Here is a 17,672-nt window from a genome sequence, read left to right on the forward strand (position 1 = left end):
CGGTTCCGCCGGCGGTGAAAGAGCTTGCATTAGGCTGCCATTCTGGCGCATGAACGCCGCAATTCCCTACATTGTCCGAGAGGCAGGGCTCATATGAACCGTCGCCGCAAAATCTATGACGGCAAGGCCAAGACGCTCTACGAGGGCCCGGAGCCCGGGACGCTGATCCAGTACTTCAAAGACGACGCCACGGCCGGTAACGGCGCGCGCCACGAGATCATCGATGGCAAGGGCGTCCTGAACAACCGGATCTCCGAGTACATCTTCACCAAGCTGAACGGCCTGGGCATTCCGACCCACTTCATCCGCCGGCTCAACATGCGCGAGCAGCTGATCAAGGAAGTGGAGATCATCCCGCTCGAGATCATCGTGCGCAATGTCGCGGCCGGTTCGCTGGTGAAGCGCCTCGGCCTCGAGCCGGGCACCCAGCTGCCGCGCTCGATCATCGAGTTCTGCTACAAGGACGACGCGCTCGGCGACCCGATGGTGTCGGAAGAGCACATCACCGCTTTCGGCTGGGCGACGCCGCAGGAGCTCGACGACATCATGGCGCTGGCCATCCGCGTCAACGACTTCCTCACCGGCCTGTTCATGGGCGTCGGCATCCAACTCGTCGACTTCAAGATCGAGTGTGGCCGCCTCTATGACGGCGACCTGATGCGGGTCGTCCTGGCCGACGAGATCAGCCCGGACAACTGCCGCCTGTGGGACATCAAGACCCGCAACAAGCTCGACAAGGATCGCTTCCGCGAGAACCTCGGCGGGCTGGTCGATGCCTACCGCGAAGTGGCGCAGCGCCTCGGTATTCTTGTGGAAACCGACAACGCGTTGACCACCGGCCCGCGACTCGTGCAATAGCCGCCCCGGAGCGTGGCCAGGAAAGGTTGCAAACCTTTCCGGTTCGACCGCGCGACCACTGAAAATGCAGGGTATTACCCCCTGCCCTGTTTCGGGAATTTTCGATGAAAGCCCGCGTCACCGTCACGCTCAAATCCGGCGTCCTCGACCCCCAGGGTCAGGCCATCCAGGGCTCGCTGAAGAGCCTCGGCTTTTCCGGCGTCGGTGCCGTACGGCAGGGAAAAGTGTTCGACGTCGAGCTGGGTGAATCCGATTTGTCACAGGCCGAGGCTAATGTCCGGGCGATGTGCGAGAAGCTCTTGGCGAACACCGTCATCGAAAACTACACGATAGAAATCACGCCTTAAGATTCACCGCTTATGGTACGGGCCGCTCGCGTAACCCTGAGCCTGTACCAGTAAAAGACCGCCCCGATGCTCAAGACATTCTCCCTGTCGATTGCCTTCTTCCTCGCGCTCGGCCTGCTTTTCGCCGCCTACGCGTCGGTCCCCGTCTGAGGCGTAAGCCTTAGCGTTTTTCGGCAGCGCCGCGGCTCGCCTCGTACCATCGAGAGCGCTTGCGGCGGCGCGCTGCCGCCGCCTTCCACTCGGTGTCATCGGCGGATGGGCACCAGGCGTGCCCCATATCGGCATAGGCAGACCGGCTTAGACTTTGGTCGCGTGACGCGGATGCCACAACGTGGCCGCCGCCACTTTTTCGCCGCCCCGCGCTCACCGAATAGGCGCACCGTCGCATCACACCCTCCAATTAACCGTGCTGGTTCAGACTCCATTCAGCCATAGGGGCGCATTGGAGCCATGCACGGGCCGTGACTATTAGGGTCCCGCGAACCGACCTAAACACCGCCCTGACCTAAGCGCAGTTTCGCGCTGCCGACCGATATCGAAAATGATCAAGACCTTCTCGCTCTCTGCCCTGTTCTTCATGACCATCGGCGTCCTGCTCGCCACCCACCTGTCGCTGCCGCTCTGACACTGGCAGCGCGGCGGGCCGGCGGGCCCGCAGCTCGATAAATCTTTAGTTATTAAGCACTTGGCTTAAGCCTAAGTGCAGGCATTTCGTCCCAGATGCGATCCCAGGCGTTACAACGCGCGGGACGCGCCCCGGGAGCCCCAGAGAATGCCGACTGCAGCCAACCGTCTCGATTGGGTAGATGCCGCCAAGGGCCTCTCCATCATCCTCGTGGTGATGATGCATTCGGCCTACGGCGTCGGCGAAGACCTGAACGGCACCGGCGTCCTGCATTACATCATCGGCTGGGCCACCCCGTTCCGCATGCCGGAGTTTTTCCTGATCTCCGGCCTGTTCCTCGGGCAGGTGATCGCACGTCCCTGGGCCGCCTATGCCGATCGCCGGATTGTCCACTATCTCTATTTCTATGCGCTCTGGGCCGTGCTGCAGATCGTCTTCAAGGTCGGTCTCGGCACCGGCGACTTCGCTGCCGTCGGCAGCCAGATCCTCTGGGCCATCGTCGAACCCTACGGCGTTCTGTGGTTCATCTACATGCTGGCGGTCTACTCGCTGGTGACCAAGCTGCTCTTCAGCTGCAAGGTGCCGCACTGGCTGGCGCTTGCTGCAGCCGCCGGGCTGCAGATCTTCCCGGTCACATCAGGCATCGCCCTGGTCGACCACTTCGCGGCCTATTTCGTCTACTTCTACGCCGGCTATGCCTTCGCGCCGCTGGTGTTCCGCATCATTGCCGCGGCGCAGGGGCAGGTGCTCTGGGCTGCGCTGGCGCTCGTGGCCTATGCCTTCATCGAGGGCTTCCTGGTGTTCGGCGGCGGCTCGGAACTGCACCCGCGCGGCATCACCATGGGCTATGCCGCCCTGCCCGTGCTGCACCTGGCGCTCGGTTTCGTCGGCTCGCTCGCGGTCTGCCTCACCGCGGCGCTGTTGATCAGGCTGCCATGGATGGGCTGGCTGCGCTGGCTCGGCGAGCACTCGATCGTCGTCTATCTCAGCTTCTCGATCCCGATGGCCGCGAGCCGCACCCTGCTGGAGAGCACCGGCCTGATCCCCGACGTCAGCACCGTCAGCGTCATCGTGATGACCATCGCCCTGCTGTCGCCGCTGGTGCTCTACTGGCTGATCGAGAAGACCGGCTGGGGCAGGTTCCTGTTCGAGCGCCCGGCCTGGGCCCACATCCCCGGCACGCCCGGCAGCCGCAGCACCATCAAGCCGGCTGCGGTGCTCCCGGCCGAGTAAGCCACAGCCGATCGGGCGGAACTGCGGTTCCGCCCTTGCTTTTGCCACCAAGACCTGACCAAAGGATCGGCATCCCGCATCTGGAGCTGCTGCCGATGAAAGCCGCCGTCGTCGTGTTCCCCGGTCTCAACCGTGATCGCGACATGATCGCGGCCCTCACCAAGATCGGCGGCGAGGCGCCGGCGATCGTCTGGCACAAGGATGCGGAGATCCCCAAGGTCGACCTGATCGTCATCCCCGGCGGCTTCTCTTATGGCGACTACCTGCGCGTCGGCGCCATTGCAGCGCGCTCCCCGGCCATGGACACCATCCGCGAGCGCGCGGCACAGGGCGTCAAAGTGATGGGCGTCTGCAACGGCTTCCAGATCCTCAGCGAGGCCGGCCTCGTCCCCGGCGTGCTGATGCGCAACGCCTCGCTGAAGTTCGTCTGTCGCGAAGTGAAGCTCTCGGTCGAGAATGCCACCACCGCTTTCACCAGCGGCTACGCCCAGGGCCAGGTGATCCGCTGCCCGGTCGCCCACCACGATGGCAACTACTTCGCCGACGCCGAGACGCTGGCTGCCGTCGAAGGCAATGGCCAGGTGGCGTTCCGCTATGCCGAGGGCACCAACCCGAACGGCTCGCTCAACGATATCGCCGGCGTGTTCAACGATAAGAAGAACGTCCTCGGCCTGATGCCGCACCCCGAGAACCTGATCGAGACCGCGCATGGCGGCACGGACGGCAGGCAACTGTTCGCGGCGTTGCTCGAAGCTGCCTAAGCGGTAACCCACAGGTCACGAATGTTGACTTGATCGCCTTGCACTCCAGTGCGAGGAATCGTCTCGTTGCGGCGCTGGCTCGAGCCCGGGAGAGGGACGATGCGTTGGCGACTGAGAGAGGCTGGCCTGGCGCCGGCGGTCTTGTCCTTCTTTCTGGCGATGATGATGGGCGGCCTAGCCGTCCTTTTTGTTTTCGCCGGCAGCGCCTCGGCCCAGGGGCCGTATCTCGAGATGATCGAGATCGTGCCGGATGACCCCGGCAACGATCCGCGCTGGGGCGTCGCAGACGGGCACATCTCGATCGAGGACGCTCAGTACAAGACTTATCAGGCCGACTACACCTGGACGCCGCCACCACGCACCAGCGACGGCGCCGGCTTTACGGTCAACATGACCATCGAGGGCAAGGCAACGCCGAATCGCATCTATGCGGGCATCGGCATGAACAGCCCCACGGGTGGCTTTGAGTTCGACAAGGACCCGGCCAGCGCCGACGTGTCGGTGCCCGACGCACAACAGGGCGGGTCCGAAAGCCGGACGAACTCGATTTCGGTCCATGTTACGCCGTCGCCGACACTCGCCGACGGTTCGACCATCGAGCTCAGAATCGGAGCGTTTTACGGCTATGGCGTCACCTATCGCTATCGCGTCTCGGCGACCGACACGGGCGGTGGTGGCGGCGGCGGAGGCGGTGGAGGAGGCGGTCCGGATGAAGGCCCGCTGATGGTCACCGTCGATTGCCCGACCGAGATCGTCATCGGGCAGCTGCCCAGCCTCAACTGCCACCTGCTGATCAGCGGCTACCGTCGCAACACCGCCGATCCCGTCGAGGTGCTGGTCCCCAACATGCTCGACCAGTTCGGCAACCACGCCAACGGCATCCAGGTCGTCGATCTCGACGGCGCGCAGGATGTGTTCAACTGGGTCGGGACCTATAGCTGGGGCTTCTTCGTCTATGCCTGCCAGGCACCCAACATCGGAGCGAACTGCTACAACAACGTCGCCGTGCCGGGCCCGGCCAGTATCCCGGTGATCGTGCAGCAGAAGGGATTGCAGCCGGTCAACCTGCTGCTCAACTTCAACGTGGTCGGCAAGGGCGGCGGCCAGCTGGGCGGCGTGGGTCAGGAAGTGCGGATCGGCAGCCGGTGGATCGCCAGCGCGTTCCTCAACAATGAGACCGGCCAGCCCACCAGCACCACCATCCTGCTCGACTGGCTGAGTGCCCGCTGGACCCTTGATCCGGTGGAGGGCGGCTATGTCCGTATCCATAGCGTCTGGAAGCCCGACGAGTACCTGCATGTCGAGAACGGCTATCTCGCGGTGGGGCCGATCCAGCCCGAGTGGCAATCGGCGATGTGGCAGATGGAGCCGAGCGGCGGTGGCTACTACGTGCGCTTCCGCAACGTCTGGCAGGCCGACGCCTACCTCAATGTCGAAAGCGGCGCGCTGGCGATCAGCCCGATCGGGCAGGATTGGTTGAGCGCCGACTGGTGGCTGCTGCGCTAGCGGAAAAACTGCTCGGGCGCTCTGGCGATAGCGCCGGGGCGCGCCCTACCCTCGCGACCGCGGTCCAACTTGCGATGGCGGATCGCCGCGACGCGCTCTAGTCTCAGCTCATTGCAACGATTTCTGCTGAGATTGCCAATTGCGGATATTGCTCGCCTGGGCCGCGATCCTTGCCGGCGCTGCCGGCCTTGCGCTCGACTGGTCGGCCATCTTCCCGTCAGTGATGACCGTTTCGACGACCAATCTGGTGGCGCGGTCGTTCCCCGACGCGTTCATCTACTTCTGGACCTACTTCACCCACCTGACCAACCTGTGGCTGCTGCTGACCTACGCCGCCGTGCTGTCAGGCTGGAACTGGCTTGGCTGGTTCCGCCGGCCGGTGATCATGGCCTCAGCGGCCGCCTTCATCACGCTGGTAATGCTCTACTACCACTTCATGCTGGCCCCGACGCTGCAGCTCGAAGGGGCGCTCGGCATCGCCACCTGGTTGCTCCACTATGTCGCGCCAATCCTCTACCTCGTCTGGTGGGCCCTGTTCGCGCCGCATGGCGTGCTGCGCTTCCAGCATATCGGGCTGATGCTGCTGCCGGGCATCGGCTATGCGGCCTGGGTTCTGCTGCGCGGCGCCGTGGTCCACGAGTACCCCTATGATATTCTCGATGCCGGCAAGTTCGGCTATGGCGGGGTGGCGATCGGCGTTGCCGTGCTGCTGGTTGCCGTCAGCATCTTTTCCGTGATCATTGTCTGGGGCGATCGCGTTTTGGCGCAGAGGGGGAAACCGGCATGACGCTACGAACGGTGTTGCTGTGGTTCGGCGCCATCGCCGGGCCGATTACCCTGCTGGCGCGCACCTGGCTGACGCTGACCAGCCGGCTTGAGAGCGGCGACAACCTGGTCGGGGCGCTGGCCTTTCTGTTCACCTTCTTCACCGTGCTCACCAACCTGATGATGGCGCTCTGCTACGTTGCGGCGGTGACCAGCTGGGGTTGGCTCGGCTGGTGGAACCGCCCCTTCGCCCGCGGGCTGACGGTCGGCTCGATCGTCATGGTGTCGGTCTACTACATCTTCTTTCTGTCGGGCCTCGAGTCCTTCACCGGCATCGACAACGTCCTCAACATCTACATGCACTACCTGGCGCCATGGCTGTTCGTGCTGTGGTGGCTGCTGACACCCGAGCACGGCGCGCTGCGCTTCGCCGACGTGCCGAAGATGCTGCTTTATCCCCTCCTCTACGTCATCGTGGTGATGCTCCGCGGCGCGCTGGTGCACGAGTACCCCTACCCCATCCTCAACGTCGATAAGCTGGGTTACGGCCAGGTCGCCGTCGGCTGCCTGGGCATGCTGATCGGCTTCGTCGCGATCTATGCGCTGACCGTCGCCGTCGACCGCTGGCTCGGCGGCCGGCAGCCGGCGCGAGTCTGATGCCTGGCTCGAGTCTGACGCCTTGTTTGTGACACTCGCTCGCCCCTAAGCTCGCCCTTTCATCGGGGCGGTAAGTCCATGAGTTTCGAGTGGTCGCGGGACGATGTCACCGTGGGTGACGGGTTCCTGCGTATAGCGCGTGAGCAGATCGGCAAGGCCATTGCCGGCGCCGAGAACGGCCAGGAGTCGCCCGAAAGGCGAGTGCACGAGGCCCGCCGGCGCTGTAAGAAACTGCGCGCCCTGTTCCGCCTGGTCCGCCCGGGCTTCGCCGGTTATGCCACCGAAGACGCATTCGTTCGCGACGCCTCTCGCGGTCTTGCCGCCGCCCGTGACATGCGGGTCACCCAGCAGACCTATATCGAACTGATGGCCTGGGCCCACCGGCCGGTGCCACCCCTTGCTTCCGACGCGTCCGGTCACGATGGTGAGGTGGAGGCCCTGCGGAGCTTCGCCGATCAGATGCGCGAACTCGATCGCCGCAGCCACCACTGGCGGCTCGAGCGGATCGACCTCGACACCCTCGCTGCCGGCCTCAAGCACACCTACCGCCGCGGCCGCCACACCGGCCGCGAGGCCAATCGGCGCCGTACCGACGAGGCCTTCCACGAGTGGCGCAAGTACAGCAAGTATCATTGGAACCAGCTCGGCCTGCTCGAAGGCTGTGCGGGCGAAATCCTCCCCGCCGCCCATAAGTGCGCTGGCGACCTCGCCGATCATTTGGGGCTGCACCACGACCTTGCGGTGCTGCAGGACCTGTTGCGTACCGCGCCGGCAGAGCTCGGCCCGGATATTGACGTGGGGTTTGCGATTGATGCGGCAGACCGCCGGCAGGCCGAGATCGAGTCGAGGATCGCCAATCTTGGCCGGCAGGTCTTCGCCGAAAAACCTAAAGCCCTGAAGGCGCGCTTCTCCGCTTATTTCGAGGGCTGGATGCGACGCGAGGCCGCCGAGTAATGGGTATCGAGATCGAGCGGAAATACCTCATCGCCAGTGCCGGCTGGCGCGACCTTGTGACCGCCACCCAACTGCTGCGCCAGGGCTACCTCACCGCCGGCAGCGGCGTCACCGTACGCGTACGGACCGTCGATGACCGGCTCGGCTACATCACGATCAAGAGCGGCGGCTCGGCTCTCGCCCGCGCCGAGTTCGAGTACGAAGTGCCGATCGCCGACGCACGGCAGATGCTGGGTTACGTCCGCGGCGCGCAGATCGAGAAGCTGCGACATCTCCTCGACCTGCCCGACGGTGATTGGGTGGTCGATGAATTCCAGGGCCGGCACGCCGGCCTGCTGATCGCCGAAGTCGAGCTCGAATCCCCGACCCGCAAGCTCGACCTGCCCGACTGGCTCGGCGACGAGGTCACCGGCGACCCGCAATACTACAATTCCAGCCTTGCCATGCTGGTCGGCGGGGAAATCTGAGGCATTTGTGGTGTCCCCCGCGAGTCGTATCCGCTATAGCGAACGCCAGCGGATCAGGGCCGGAATCGGATGACCTTCAATAACCACATCACCATCACGCCAGAGCTTGTTGCCGACCATGGACTTAAGCTCGACGAGTACCAGAAGATCCTGCAGCTGATCGGCCGCGCGCCGACCTATACCGAGCTCGGCATCTTCTCGGCGATGTGGAACGAGCACTGCTCGTACAAGAGCTCGAAGAAGTGGCTGCGGACCCTGCCGACATCAGGCCAGCTGGTGATCCAGGGGCCGGGCGAGAATGCCGGCGTCGTCGATATCGGTGATGGCCAGGCCATCGTCTTCAAGATGGAATCGCACAACCACCCCAGCTACATCGAGCCCTACCAGGGCGCGGCGACCGGCGTTGGCGGCATCCTCCGCGACGTCTTCACCATGGGGGCGCGGCCCGTTGCGGCGATGAACGCGCTGCGTTTCGGTGATCCCAAGCACGAAAAGACCAAGCACTTGGTCTCCGGCGTCGTCGCCGGCGTCGGCGGCTACGGCAATTCCTTCGGCGTCCCCACCGTCGGCGGCGAGGTCGAGTTCGACGAGCGCTACAACGGCAATATCCTGGTCAACGCCTTCGCCGCCGGCCTCGCCGATACCGACAAGATTTTCTATTCCAAGGCCGAAGGCGTCGGTCTGCCTGTTGTCTATCTGGGCGCCAAGACCGGCCGCGACGGCGTCGGCGGCGCCACCATGGCCTCGGCCGAGTTCGGCGACGACATCGAGGAGAAACGCCCCACCGTGCAGGTCGGCGACCCCTTCACTGAAAAACGCCTGCTCGAGGCCTGCCTCGAGCTGATGGCCACCGGTGCGGTGATCGCCATCCAGGACATGGGCGCCGCCGGGCTCACCTGCTCGGCCGTGGAAATGGGCGCCAAGGGCGACCTCGGCGTCGAGCTCAACCTCGACATGGTGCCGGTGCGCGAAGACGCGATGACGCCCTACGAGATGATGCTCTCGGAAAGCCAGGAGCGCATGCTCATGGTGCTGCATCCCGAGAAGGAAGCTGAGGCCCGCGCCGTCTTCGAAAAGTGGGAGCTCGACTTCGCTACCGTCGGCGTGACCACCGACGACCTCCGCTTCCGCGTCATGTGGCAGGGCGAGGAAGTCGCCAACCTGCCGATCAAGCAGCTCGGCGACGAAGCGCCGGAATACGACCGCCCATGGACCGCGCCGGTGGTGCCTCCGGCGCTCGCCGCCGACGACATCCCGCAGATGGACATCGCCGATGCGCTGCTGAAGCTGCTCGGCTCGCCGGCGCTGTCGTCGCGCCGCTGGGTGTACGAGCAGTACGACACGCTGATCCAGGGCAACTCGCTGCAGCGCCCCGGCGGCGATGCCGGCGTCATCCGCGTCGATGGTCATCCCACCAAGGCGCTCGCCTTCACCTCCGACGTCACCCCGCGTTACTGCGAGGCCGACGCCTACGAAGGTGGAAAGCAGGCTGTCGCCGAGTGCTGGCGTAACCTCACGGCTACCGGTGCCGACCCGCTCGCCGCCACCGACAACCTCAATTTCGGCAACCCGGAGCGTCCCGAGATCATGGGCCAGTTGGTCCACGCGGTGAAGGGCATTGGCGATGCCTGCCGTGCGCTCGGCTTCCCGATCGTCTCGGGCAACGTGTCGCTCTACAACGAGACTAACGGCCGCGGCATCCTGCCGACCCCGACCATTGGCGGCGTCGGCCTGATCCCCGACTGGTCGAAGATGGCCCGCGCCGCCTTCGCTGCCGAAGGCGAGGCGATCCTGCTGTTCGGCGCGCCGGATTGGTGGGGTACGCATCTCGGCCAATCGATCTACCTTCGCGAGCTGTTCAACCGCAAGGACGGCACCCCGCCGCCGGTCGATCTCGCGCATGAGCGCAAAGTCGGCGACCTCGTCCGCATCCTGATCCGCGATGGCATCGCGACAGCGGTGCACGATCTTTCCGATGGTGGCCTCGCGGTCGGCCTCGCCGAAATGGCGATGGCTTCGGGCATCGGCGCCACCGTCAACCAGCTCGATGGCGGCGACCCGCTGCCGCTGTTCTTCGGCGAAGACCAGGGCCGCTACCTGGTCACCATGAGCCGGGCCAACCTCGATAAGTTCTACGCCGAGGTCTACCCCTATGCTGGCGTCTTCGCTCCCTGGATCGGCAATACCGGCGGCACCTCGCTGACCCTGGGCGAAGCCCGCCCGGTCTCGATCGCCGACCTCAAGTCGGCGCACGAAGGCTGGTTCCCGGAGTTCATGGCCGGCGAGATCGCTGAGGTCTGAAGCACCCGACTGATGGAGACGGCCCCCTCCCGGCCTCCCCCATGAAGGGGGAGGTGAAGAGTCGAGGCCCTGTCTTCGATCGCGCCAGGTGAACCGGCAGGGCACCTCCCCCTTTAAGGGGGAGGATGGGAGGGGGCCGTCTGCCTCAACGACGCGCAATGCCAAATTCGTGACCGGGTGTAACATTCCGCCCCGTCCGTGCGTATATAGAGCGCATCCCAAATAATGGAGACCATCATGACGACCACTGAGCGGGCGGTTCTGGCTGGCGGGTGTTTCTGGGGCGCGCAGGAGCTGCTGCGCCACAAGGACGGGATTATCTCCACCCGTGTCGGCTACTCGGGCGATGACGGCTTCGCCAATGCCACCTATCGCAGCCACGGTGACCATGCCGAGGCGGTCGAGATCAATTTCGATCCGAGCCGCATCAGCTATCGCGACATCCTGGAGTTCTTCTTCCAGATCCACGATCCCTCGACCAGGAACCGGCAGGGCAACGATGTCGGTCGCGCCTATCGTTCTGCGATCTTCTATGAGAACGCCGAGCAGAAGGCCGTGGCCGAGGACACCATCAAGGACGTCGACGCCTCCGGCCTGTGGCCTGGCAAGGTCGTGACCGAGCTGCAGCCGGTCGGCCCGTTCTGGGAGGCCGAGCCCGAGCATCAGGACTATCTGCAGCGCATCCCCAACGGTTACACCTGCCACTGGGTGCGGCCCAACTGGAAGCTGCCCAAGCGCCAGGCGGCCTGACCGGAACGATCTCAGAAAACCAAACGGGCGCCGGGAAACCGGCGCCCGTCTCGTTGAACGCCCCTCTGCCGCATGCCATATCTCAGGTGGGCTCAACTACCGGGAGACATGTCATGGGCATGGCCGCTAACGAAATCGAACGCCGCATCCTCAAGGCCCTTCCGGACGCCATCGTCGAGATTCGCGATCTCGCCGGCGACGGCGATCACTACGCAGCAACGGTCACCTCCGAAGCTTTCCGCGGCAAGACCCGCGTCCAGCAGCACCAGATGGTCAACGCCGCGTTTGGCGAAGACATGGGGACGGTGCTGCATTCTCTGGCGCTACAGACGAAAGCGCCGGATTAGTCCCCCTTATCCTCCCCCGCGTGGCGGGGGAGGGGGACCAGCCGAAGGCTGGTGGAGGGGGGAGCCAATCGTGCGGGCATCATCCAAAAGCTATAGCAGCGCCAAGCGCATGCGACGCGACATGCCCTTGCCCGAGGTCATCCTCTGGCAGCTGCTCCGCGGCGGCAAGGTCCACGGCCTCCGCTTCCGCCGACAGCACCCAGTGGGACCGTTCGTCCTCGACTTCTACTGCGCCGAACGGAAGCTGGCGATCGAGGTAGACGGTCGCGCCCACGACAACACCGAACGCGTTGGGCAGGACGAGCGACGAACCATGTGGCTGAACAATCAGGGGATTCGAGTTATCCGCTTCATGGCGAGCGACATTCTCGACCCCGAGGCACTTGAAGCCGTCGCGGTGAGCATCCGAGAGACCGCGGCCCCCTCCACCGGCTTCGCCGGTCCCCCTCCCCCGCCCCGCGGGGGAGGATCAGGGGGCTCACCATGACCCGCATCGTCCTCTTCGACGTCGATGGCGTGCTCGTGCACGGCTATCATGCCCGCCCGGAAAAGCAGATCCGTTGGGATGAGAACCTGCTCGCCGACCTCGGTGTCGACCCCGAGCGGTTCAAGAGCGAGTTCATCTACGACATCTTCATCAAGAAGGTGATCGTCGGGCAGATGTCGCTGCTCGAGGCGCTGGATCGTACCCTGCCCGGCCTCGGCTATCGCGGCCCCAGCATGGCCTTTGCAGGCTACTGGCTGAGCCACGACAGCAACGTCAACCAGCCGCTGCTCGATGTGGTGGCGCAACTCAAGACCGTCGGCACGACGCTTTACCTCGCCACCAACCAGGAACACATGCGGGCCCAGTGGCTATGGCAGCAGCTGAAGTTCGGCGAGCTGTTCGAGGACATGTTCCACTCCGCCCGGATCGGCCACGCCAAGCCGGCAAAACCCTATTTCGACTGGGTAAGCAACCGCCTCGGCCGACAGGCCGAGCCGCCGCTGTTTTTCGACGACCGCGAGGACATCGTGAAGGCCGCCCGCGCCCACGGCTGGGAGGCGGTGCAGTACGAGGGACTCGAGGATGTCACCGGCCATCCCTGGATCGCGCAGCGGCTAAGCATCGTCAAATGACGATGAGCACCTCGACAGCGCCGCATTGCAGGACTATTTACGAGAGAGAGCGGAGCCGGCATCCTCCCCGGCCTGAAAGGCATGCATATGAGCGACATCAACGCACTGATCGACGAGCAGGTGAAGAATAACGACGTGTTCCTCTATATGAAGGGCACGCCGGATTTCCCGATGTGCGGCTTCTCCGGCCGCGTGGTGCAGATTCTCGGCTATCTCGGCGTCGACTATCAGAGCGCCAATGTGCTGGAGAACCAGGACCTGCGCGAGGGCATCAAGGCCTACGCCAACTGGCCGACCATCCCGCAGCTCTACATCAAGGGCGAGTTCGTCGGCGGCGCCGACATCGTCACCGAGATGTTCCAGGCGGGCGAACTGCAATCGCACCTCGCCGATAAGGGCATCGCGGTCAAGCAGACCGCCTGACGCCAGTCACGGACCGATGGCAAAAAAGGCCGCGTCTTCGGACGCGGCCTTTTTGCGTTCAGTAGTCCAGCCCGAACTGGATCTCGATCCGGTGGTACCTCCCGCCCTGACCGGCCCACTGGTGGTAGATCTCGCGGCTTTCCCCGGAGAAGACGTGTCGGGATGCCTCGATCGCCGCCACCAGCGGCGCGTACCCCTCAGTGAACAACGTCCGCATCGAGCCCTGATGCATCGCGCTCGCCACCATGATCGGTTCAAGGTGGGCAACCGCGAACGGCCCATCATAGCCATCGGCGCGGCGCACCGGGCGGCAGAAGCGAAGCTCGAATTCGGTCTTGCTGTCCCTGGGCAGATTGCGCGCCACGAATACCCACGGCCCGGCGATTTCCAGCCCGCTGCGCGCGATTTCGGCATCGAGCTGTCCGGTAATCTCTGGGCTGACCTGCTTGATCGCTGCAATAGTGAGCCGCCGGCTGGTGCTGAGCACCACCATTGCTTCGGTTTCCTTGATGTCCATCATCGCCCTCCCGGTCGCGGTAAAGCTGATGCGCGCTCAGTTTCCGGGCAAGCCGAATGCTGGAAAATCCTTCCGCTCGAGGGGGTAGTCCGATGGCGGGAAAGAAATAGTCTTGCGTTCAGGCCGAGCGGCGCAGCACCACACTCGCCTCGTGCGCCGGAACATCCGCTGCGAACCGCAGTTCACGCAGCGGCCGCACGCGACGGGTGGCTTCGGCATAGAGCGGGTGCGCCTTGTAGGCAGCCAGGGCCGCTTCGTCAGCAAACTCGGCATAGACCACCACATCGACGTCGTTGCCGAACTGGTCGACCTTGCTGTTCCGCGTCACCTCGAAATGCAGCGCGTGCGGGATCTGGCCCAGCAGATTCAGTCCCTCGACCACGGCGTCGAGATTGGCTGGCTTGGCGGTAAAGAAGACGATATGGCGGATCACGAGGCGAAGCTCCGTTGCTGCACCGCATATAGTCCTCCCCGATCGCCAGACAACTGCGGCATGAGGCCACGATCACGCAACGTGATGGCTGGCATAAGCAAAATGCGTTTCCAGCGAGGCCCGCCCGGAGTGTAAAAGTACGTGTAAGTACACGCTCTCCCTCCCTGCCCCACCTCCTCTGAGTCCTCCCGCCATGTCCTCGATCACCGCCACCCGCTCTGCGGCGACGCCGCTTATTGCGCTGATCATCTGCGGCTGCATCATCGCGGCGGTGACCAATGGCATCCGCACCAGCTTTGGTCTTCTGACCCTGCCGATGACGTCGGACCTCGGCCTGACCCGCGAAGCCTGGGGCATGGCGATGGCCATCCAGAACCTCGCCTGGGGTATTGCCCAGCCGTTCGCCGGCGGTCTCGCCGATCGTTACGGCACGGCCAAGGTGATCATCGGCGGCCTGTTGATCTATGCGGCAGGTCTCGCGCTGATGGTGGTCTCGCCCACCGGCTCGATGCTCAACCTCACGGCGGGCGTGATCACCGGGGTCGGCATCGCCACCTCGTCCTTCTCCATCGTGATGATCGCCTTCGGTCGCCGTGTGCCGCAGGAAAAGCGCAGCCTGGTTTTCGGCGTCGCCACCGCGGCCTCATCATTCGGCCAGTTCGCCTTCGCGCCGATCGGACAGGCCTTCATCAGCAATTTCGGCTGGCAGAGCGCTCTCATCTACGCCGCCGCCATCCTGGCGCTGGTGATCCCGCTGACCTTCGCGCTACGCGGCCGCACCGAGCGCGCCGCCGGCCAAGCCGATCTCAAGTTCATGGAAGCGCTGAGCCGCGCCTGGGGGTTCGGGTCCTACCGCCTCCTGGTCGTCGGCTTTTTCGTCTGCGGCTTCCACCTCGCCTTCGTCAACGTCCACATGCCCGCTTATCTGGTGCAGTGCGGCCTGTCTCCGGAAGTCGGCAGTTGGGCCATCGCGGTGATCGGGCTGTTCAATATCGTCGGCTCGCTCACCGCCGGCTATCTGGGCGGTCGTCTCCCCAAGCAGCTGCTGCTCGCTTCGATCTACTTCAGCCGCGCCGTGGCCATTGGCCTGTTCGTGCTGTTCCCGGTCACCGAGATCAGCGCCTACATCTTCGCCGCCGCGATGGGCCTGCTGTGGCTCTCCACCGTGCCGCTGACGGCCGGGCTGGTGACGCTGTTCTTCGGCGCCCGCTACATGGGGATGCTCTATGGCGTTGCCTTCTTCAGCCACCAGTTGGGCTCGTTCGTCGGGGTGTGGCTGGGTGGCTTCGTCTACGATCACACCGGCTCCTACAGCATCGTATGGTACCTGGGGATCCTCCTCGGGCTCGCGTCGGCGGCCATTCACCTGCCGATCCGCGAACTCGGAGCCCAGTCGTTCCAGCTGAGGCAAGCTCCTTCCAGCTAAGACTCGACAATAGCCTCAGCCTCTCGAAAGTATTGATCACCCGCGGGTTGCCAAAGGCCGGAGATGCGCGCATCTTCCCGGCCTTTCCGGCCGTCCCACGGCCATTTCTGAGCAAACAATGTCCGATACATCGCCGACCACGCGGGACCTCTCCCGCGTTGAATTCATTATCCTTGTTGCAGGGCTGATGGCGCTCAACGCGCTGGCCATCGACGTCATGCTGCCGGCGCTGCCCTATATGGGCGAAGCATTCGGCATCAGCCACGAGAACGAGCGGCAGTTCGTCGTCGGCGTCTACATGTTCGGCTTCGGCATTGCCCAGCTCGCCTTCGGCCCACTCACCGACCGCTTCGGCCGCCGCGGCCCGCTGCTGGTCGGCCTCGCCATCTACCTGATCTGCGCCTTTGCCGCGACCTTCGCCCCCACTTTCGGGGCGCTGCTGGCGCTGCGCTTCGTCCAGGGCATGGGCGCTGCCGGCACCCGCGTCATCGCCACGGCCGTGGTGCGCGACAAGTTCTCCGGCCGCGAGATGGCCGAGATCATGTCGCTGACCTTCATGGTGTTCATGGCCATCCCGATCCTTGCGCCGGGCATCGGGCAACTGATCCTCCTGGCCGGCCCCTGGCAGTATATCTTCCTGTTCATGGGCGGCCTCGCGACGGCGATCAGCCTCTGGGCCTTCTTCCGCCTGCCCGAGACCATGCACCCCGAATACCGGCGCCCGCTCAGCTTCGGCTCGATCGTCGACGGTTTCCGCATCGTCGTCACCAACCGGGTGGCGCTGTTCTATGGCCTCGCCGGCACCTTCCTGTTCGGCGCCATGTTCGGCTTCATCTCAGCGAGCCAGCAGATCTTCGTCGAGATCTATGGCCTCGGGCCGTACTTCCCGGTGGCCTTTGCCGCCATGGCCGGCACCATCGCCGTCGCCCAGTTCATCAACTCGCGCGTCGTACGCCGCTTCGGCATGCGCCGCCTCAGCCACACCGCGGCGCTGGTCTATCTCGGCACCGCCGCCATCCTGGTGGCCGTGGCGCTGATGGGCCCGGTGCCGTTCCCGGTATTTTTCGGGTTGCTGATGGTGATCCAGTTCTTCTTCGGCTGGGCCGCGTCGAACATGAACTCGCTGTCGATGGAGCCGCTCGGCAACGTCGCCGGCACCGCCGCCTCGGTCTTCGGTTTCACCCAGACGGTCGGCGGCGCCTTGATCGGCACCTATATCGGCCAGCATTTCAACGGCACGATCGTCCCCAACGCGCTCGGCTACGCCACCATGGGCGCCCTGGTGCTGGTCTCAATCCTCATCGCCGAGAAGGGCAAGCTGTTCGGCGTCAGCCCGCAATACGAGACGCATCACGACGACGGCGGGCACTAGTCTAGCGCTTTCTGCCGAGCTGTCTGCACAAGCCTTGCGCTCCCCTCCCCTTGCGAGGAGGGAATCAAAACTGGCCTGCACTCAGCCGTTCTTACGCCCCACGAAGATGGTCCAGCCGAGCATCGGCCGAATGATCCGCTGGTAGTGCATCCAGTCGTCGCGGCTCTTCTGCAGCACCTCGGCGTGGTCCCGGTGGTTCGGGTTGTCGCGCGCCCACATCAGCGTCGCGTGCCGCTGGTGGCTCTGGTAGCGCTCGTAGTCGGCGTCCGACGCGCTGATCGTTGCTGAGACCTCGGCGCCGTGGCGCTCCATCACCCCCATCATGCTGACCGTGTCGGGCGGCAGGATATCGCCCTTCGGCACCGCCGGTGGATGCCTGAGGACGGTCGTTCCGAGCACCAGCGACCCACCGGGTTTCGCGGCGGTGGCCATCCATTCGAGCGCCGACGGCACGTCGCCGAGCGAGGCTGCCGCGCCGAGGCAAAGCACCACGTCGTAGGACGCCGGCTCTATCTTGAAACCCTTCACCGACGCATTGTGGAAGGTCAGCTGGCCGCGGGCCGGGGTCTTCCGGCGCGCCGCTTCAAGAAACCGCGCGTTGATGTCGATGCCGACGCCCTGGATGGCGAATTTCTCCGCCCAGTGCCGCATCAGCCAGGCCTTGCCGCAGCCCATGTCGAGGACACTCATCCCATCGCGGATGGAACAGTAATCGTCGAGCAGCCGCAGCTTCCGATCGGTAATCGGGTTCTGGATTTCGACTTCGCGATCGGCGATCGCCCAGTAGTTCAGCTGGTCCAAACCGCGTCTC

Annotated in this window: 20 protein-coding genes; 17 read left to right on the plus strand and 3 right to left on the minus strand. The window is 64.6% G+C overall.

Annotated elements, in window-relative coordinates; all coding sequences use genetic code 11:
- Positions 1-93 precede the first annotated feature (93 nt).
- From purC to grxD, 15 genes are all read left to right on the plus strand, one after another.
- Positions 94-858 (plus strand): phosphoribosylaminoimidazolesuccinocarboxamide synthase, encoded by a 765-nt coding sequence (gene purC / locus ASC89_RS17880; protein ID WP_055882139.1) that lies wholly within the window; start codon positions 94-96, stop codon positions 856-858.
- Between the two features lie 104 nt (positions 859-962).
- Positions 963-1,205 (plus strand): phosphoribosylformylglycinamidine synthase subunit PurS, encoded by a 243-nt coding sequence (purS, locus tag ASC89_RS17885; RefSeq protein WP_055882140.1) that lies wholly within the window; start codon positions 963-965, stop codon positions 1,203-1,205.
- Positions 1,206-1,977: 772 nt separating this feature from the next.
- Positions 1,978-3,063, plus strand: coding sequence for an acyltransferase family protein (locus ASC89_RS17890; protein WP_056000256.1), 1,086 nt, complete (start codon positions 1,978-1,980; stop codon positions 3,061-3,063).
- 95 nt (positions 3,064-3,158) lie between these two features.
- The gene (gene purQ / locus ASC89_RS17895) at positions 3,159-3,824 is read left to right on the plus strand and encodes a phosphoribosylformylglycinamidine synthase subunit PurQ (RefSeq protein ID WP_055882145.1); all 666 of its coding nucleotides are present in this window, start codon (positions 3,159-3,161) and stop codon (positions 3,822-3,824) included.
- Positions 3,825-3,923: 99 nt separating this feature from the next.
- Positions 3,924-5,330: an RICIN domain-containing protein gene (locus ASC89_RS17900; protein WP_056000259.1), complete on the plus strand. Its 1,407-nt coding sequence runs from the start codon at positions 3,924-3,926 to the stop codon at positions 5,328-5,330.
- A 139-nt stretch (positions 5,331-5,469) separates the two neighbouring features.
- Positions 5,470-6,117, plus strand: coding sequence for a Pr6Pr family membrane protein (locus ASC89_RS17905; RefSeq protein ID WP_156384677.1), 648 nt, complete (start codon positions 5,470-5,472; stop codon positions 6,115-6,117).
- Positions 6,114-6,752, plus strand: coding sequence for a Pr6Pr family membrane protein (locus ASC89_RS17910; protein ID WP_056000265.1), 639 nt, complete (start codon positions 6,114-6,116; stop codon positions 6,750-6,752). The genes ASC89_RS17905 and ASC89_RS17910 overlap by 4 nt, the downstream gene beginning before the upstream one ends.
- 111 nt (positions 6,753-6,863) lie before the next feature.
- Positions 6,864-7,706 carry a CHAD domain-containing protein gene (locus ASC89_RS17915; protein ID WP_162247958.1) on the plus strand — a complete coding sequence of 281 codons (843 nt, stop codon included), beginning with the start codon at positions 6,864-6,866 and terminating at the stop codon, positions 7,704-7,706.
- The gene (locus ASC89_RS17920; RefSeq protein ID WP_056000270.1) at positions 7,706-8,173 is read left to right on the plus strand and encodes a CYTH domain-containing protein; all 468 of its coding nucleotides are present in this window, start codon (positions 7,706-7,708) and stop codon (positions 8,171-8,173) included. Before ASC89_RS17915 ends, ASC89_RS17920 begins: the two co-directional genes overlap by 1 nt.
- A gap of 69 nt (positions 8,174-8,242) precedes the next feature.
- Positions 8,243-10,474, plus strand: a complete 2,232-nt coding sequence (gene purL / locus ASC89_RS17925) for a phosphoribosylformylglycinamidine synthase subunit PurL (protein ID WP_056000273.1) — start codon at positions 8,243-8,245, stop codon at positions 10,472-10,474.
- A 237-nt stretch (positions 10,475-10,711) separates the two neighbouring features.
- Positions 10,712-11,224 (plus strand): peptide-methionine (S)-S-oxide reductase MsrA, encoded by a 513-nt coding sequence (gene msrA / locus ASC89_RS17930; RefSeq protein WP_055882164.1) that lies wholly within the window; start codon positions 10,712-10,714, stop codon positions 11,222-11,224.
- A gap of 113 nt (positions 11,225-11,337) precedes the next feature.
- Positions 11,338-11,571 carry a BolA/IbaG family iron-sulfur metabolism protein gene (locus ASC89_RS17935; protein WP_055882167.1) on the plus strand — a complete coding sequence of 78 codons (234 nt, stop codon included), beginning with the start codon at positions 11,338-11,340 and terminating at the stop codon, positions 11,569-11,571.
- Between the two features lie 70 nt (positions 11,572-11,641).
- On the plus strand, positions 11,642-12,058 hold the full coding sequence (locus ASC89_RS17940) for an endonuclease domain-containing protein (protein WP_274532715.1): 417 nt from the start codon (positions 11,642-11,644) through the stop codon (positions 12,056-12,058).
- Positions 12,055-12,690 (plus strand): HAD family hydrolase, encoded by a 636-nt coding sequence (locus ASC89_RS17945; RefSeq protein WP_056000279.1) that lies wholly within the window; start codon positions 12,055-12,057, stop codon positions 12,688-12,690. The genes ASC89_RS17940 and ASC89_RS17945 overlap by 4 nt, the downstream gene beginning before the upstream one ends.
- Positions 12,691-12,777: 87 nt before the next feature.
- Positions 12,778-13,113 carry a Grx4 family monothiol glutaredoxin gene (gene grxD / locus ASC89_RS17950; RefSeq protein WP_055882173.1) on the plus strand — a complete coding sequence of 112 codons (336 nt, stop codon included), beginning with the start codon at positions 12,778-12,780 and terminating at the stop codon, positions 13,111-13,113.
- Positions 13,114-13,171: 58 nt separating this feature from the next.
- On the opposite strand, the gene ASC89_RS17955 is transcribed toward grxD, so the two are convergent.
- Both ASC89_RS17955 and ASC89_RS17960 read right to left on the minus strand, forming a co-directional pair.
- The gene (locus ASC89_RS17955) at positions 13,172-13,630 is read right to left on the minus strand and encodes a hypothetical protein (protein ID WP_056000282.1); all 459 of its coding nucleotides are present in this window, start codon (positions 13,628-13,630) and stop codon (positions 13,172-13,174) included.
- A gap of 118 nt (positions 13,631-13,748) precedes the next feature.
- Positions 13,749-14,063, minus strand: a complete 315-nt coding sequence (locus ASC89_RS17960) for a Dabb family protein (RefSeq protein ID WP_056000285.1) — start codon at positions 14,061-14,063, stop codon at positions 13,749-13,751.
- Between the two features lie 193 nt (positions 14,064-14,256).
- Between ASC89_RS17960 and ASC89_RS17965 the strand changes: the two genes are divergently transcribed.
- Together ASC89_RS17965 and ASC89_RS17970 are read left to right on the plus strand one after the other, a co-directional pair.
- Positions 14,257-15,489: an MFS transporter gene (locus tag ASC89_RS17965; RefSeq protein WP_056000287.1), complete on the plus strand. Its 1,233-nt coding sequence runs from the start codon at positions 14,257-14,259 to the stop codon at positions 15,487-15,489.
- A gap of 118 nt (positions 15,490-15,607) precedes the next feature.
- Entirely contained in the window at positions 15,608-16,861 is a 1,254-nt protein-coding gene (locus ASC89_RS17970) for a multidrug effflux MFS transporter (protein WP_056000290.1), read from the plus strand.
- 81 nt (positions 16,862-16,942) lie between these two features.
- Here the strand turns inward: ASC89_RS17970 and ASC89_RS17975 are convergent, their stop codons facing one another.
- A complete protein-coding gene (locus ASC89_RS17975; protein WP_056000293.1) occupies positions 16,943-17,662 on the minus strand; it encodes a bifunctional 2-polyprenyl-6-hydroxyphenol methylase/3-demethylubiquinol 3-O-methyltransferase UbiG in 720 nt (239 codons plus the stop codon).
- Positions 17,663-17,672 lie beyond the last annotated feature (10 nt).

This window comes from Devosia sp. Root413D1 (assembly GCF_001425235.1).
Lineage (GTDB): Bacteria > Pseudomonadota > Alphaproteobacteria > Rhizobiales > Devosiaceae > Devosia_A.

Bases quoted from the DNA above. Each gene is read 5' to 3' on its own strand.
- purC (WP_055882139.1), top strand. From the start codon at position 94: ATGAACCGTCGCCGCAAAATCTATGACGGCAAGGCCAAGACGCTCTAC.
- purS (WP_055882140.1), top strand. From the start codon at position 963: ATGAAAGCCCGCGTCACCGTCACGCTCAAATCCGGCGTCCTCGACCCC.
- ASC89_RS17890 (WP_056000256.1), top strand. From the start codon at position 1,978: ATGCCGACTGCAGCCAACCGTCTCGATTGGGTAGATGCCGCCAAGGGC.
- purQ (WP_055882145.1), top strand. From the start codon at position 3,159: ATGAAAGCCGCCGTCGTCGTGTTCCCCGGTCTCAACCGTGATCGCGAC.
- ASC89_RS17900 (WP_056000259.1), top strand. From the start codon at position 3,924: ATGCGTTGGCGACTGAGAGAGGCTGGCCTGGCGCCGGCGGTCTTGTCC.
- ASC89_RS17910 (WP_056000265.1), top strand. From the start codon at position 6,114: ATGACGCTACGAACGGTGTTGCTGTGGTTCGGCGCCATCGCCGGGCCG.
- ASC89_RS17920 (WP_056000270.1), top strand. From the start codon at position 7,706: ATGGGTATCGAGATCGAGCGGAAATACCTCATCGCCAGTGCCGGCTGG.
- purL (WP_056000273.1), top strand. From the start codon at position 8,243: ATGACCTTCAATAACCACATCACCATCACGCCAGAGCTTGTTGCCGAC.
- msrA (WP_055882164.1), top strand. From the start codon at position 10,712: ATGACGACCACTGAGCGGGCGGTTCTGGCTGGCGGGTGTTTCTGGGGC.
- ASC89_RS17935 (WP_055882167.1), top strand. From the start codon at position 11,338: ATGGGCATGGCCGCTAACGAAATCGAACGCCGCATCCTCAAGGCCCTT.
- ASC89_RS17945 (WP_056000279.1), top strand. From the start codon at position 12,055: ATGACCCGCATCGTCCTCTTCGACGTCGATGGCGTGCTCGTGCACGGC.
- grxD (WP_055882173.1), top strand. From the start codon at position 12,778: ATGAGCGACATCAACGCACTGATCGACGAGCAGGTGAAGAATAACGAC.
- ASC89_RS17955 (WP_056000282.1), bottom strand. From the start codon at position 13,630: ATGGACATCAAGGAAACCGAAGCAATGGTGGTGCTCAGCACCAGCCGG.
- ASC89_RS17965 (WP_056000287.1), top strand. From the start codon at position 14,257: ATGTCCTCGATCACCGCCACCCGCTCTGCGGCGACGCCGCTTATTGCG.
- ASC89_RS17970 (WP_056000290.1), top strand. From the start codon at position 15,608: ATGTCCGATACATCGCCGACCACGCGGGACCTCTCCCGCGTTGAATTC.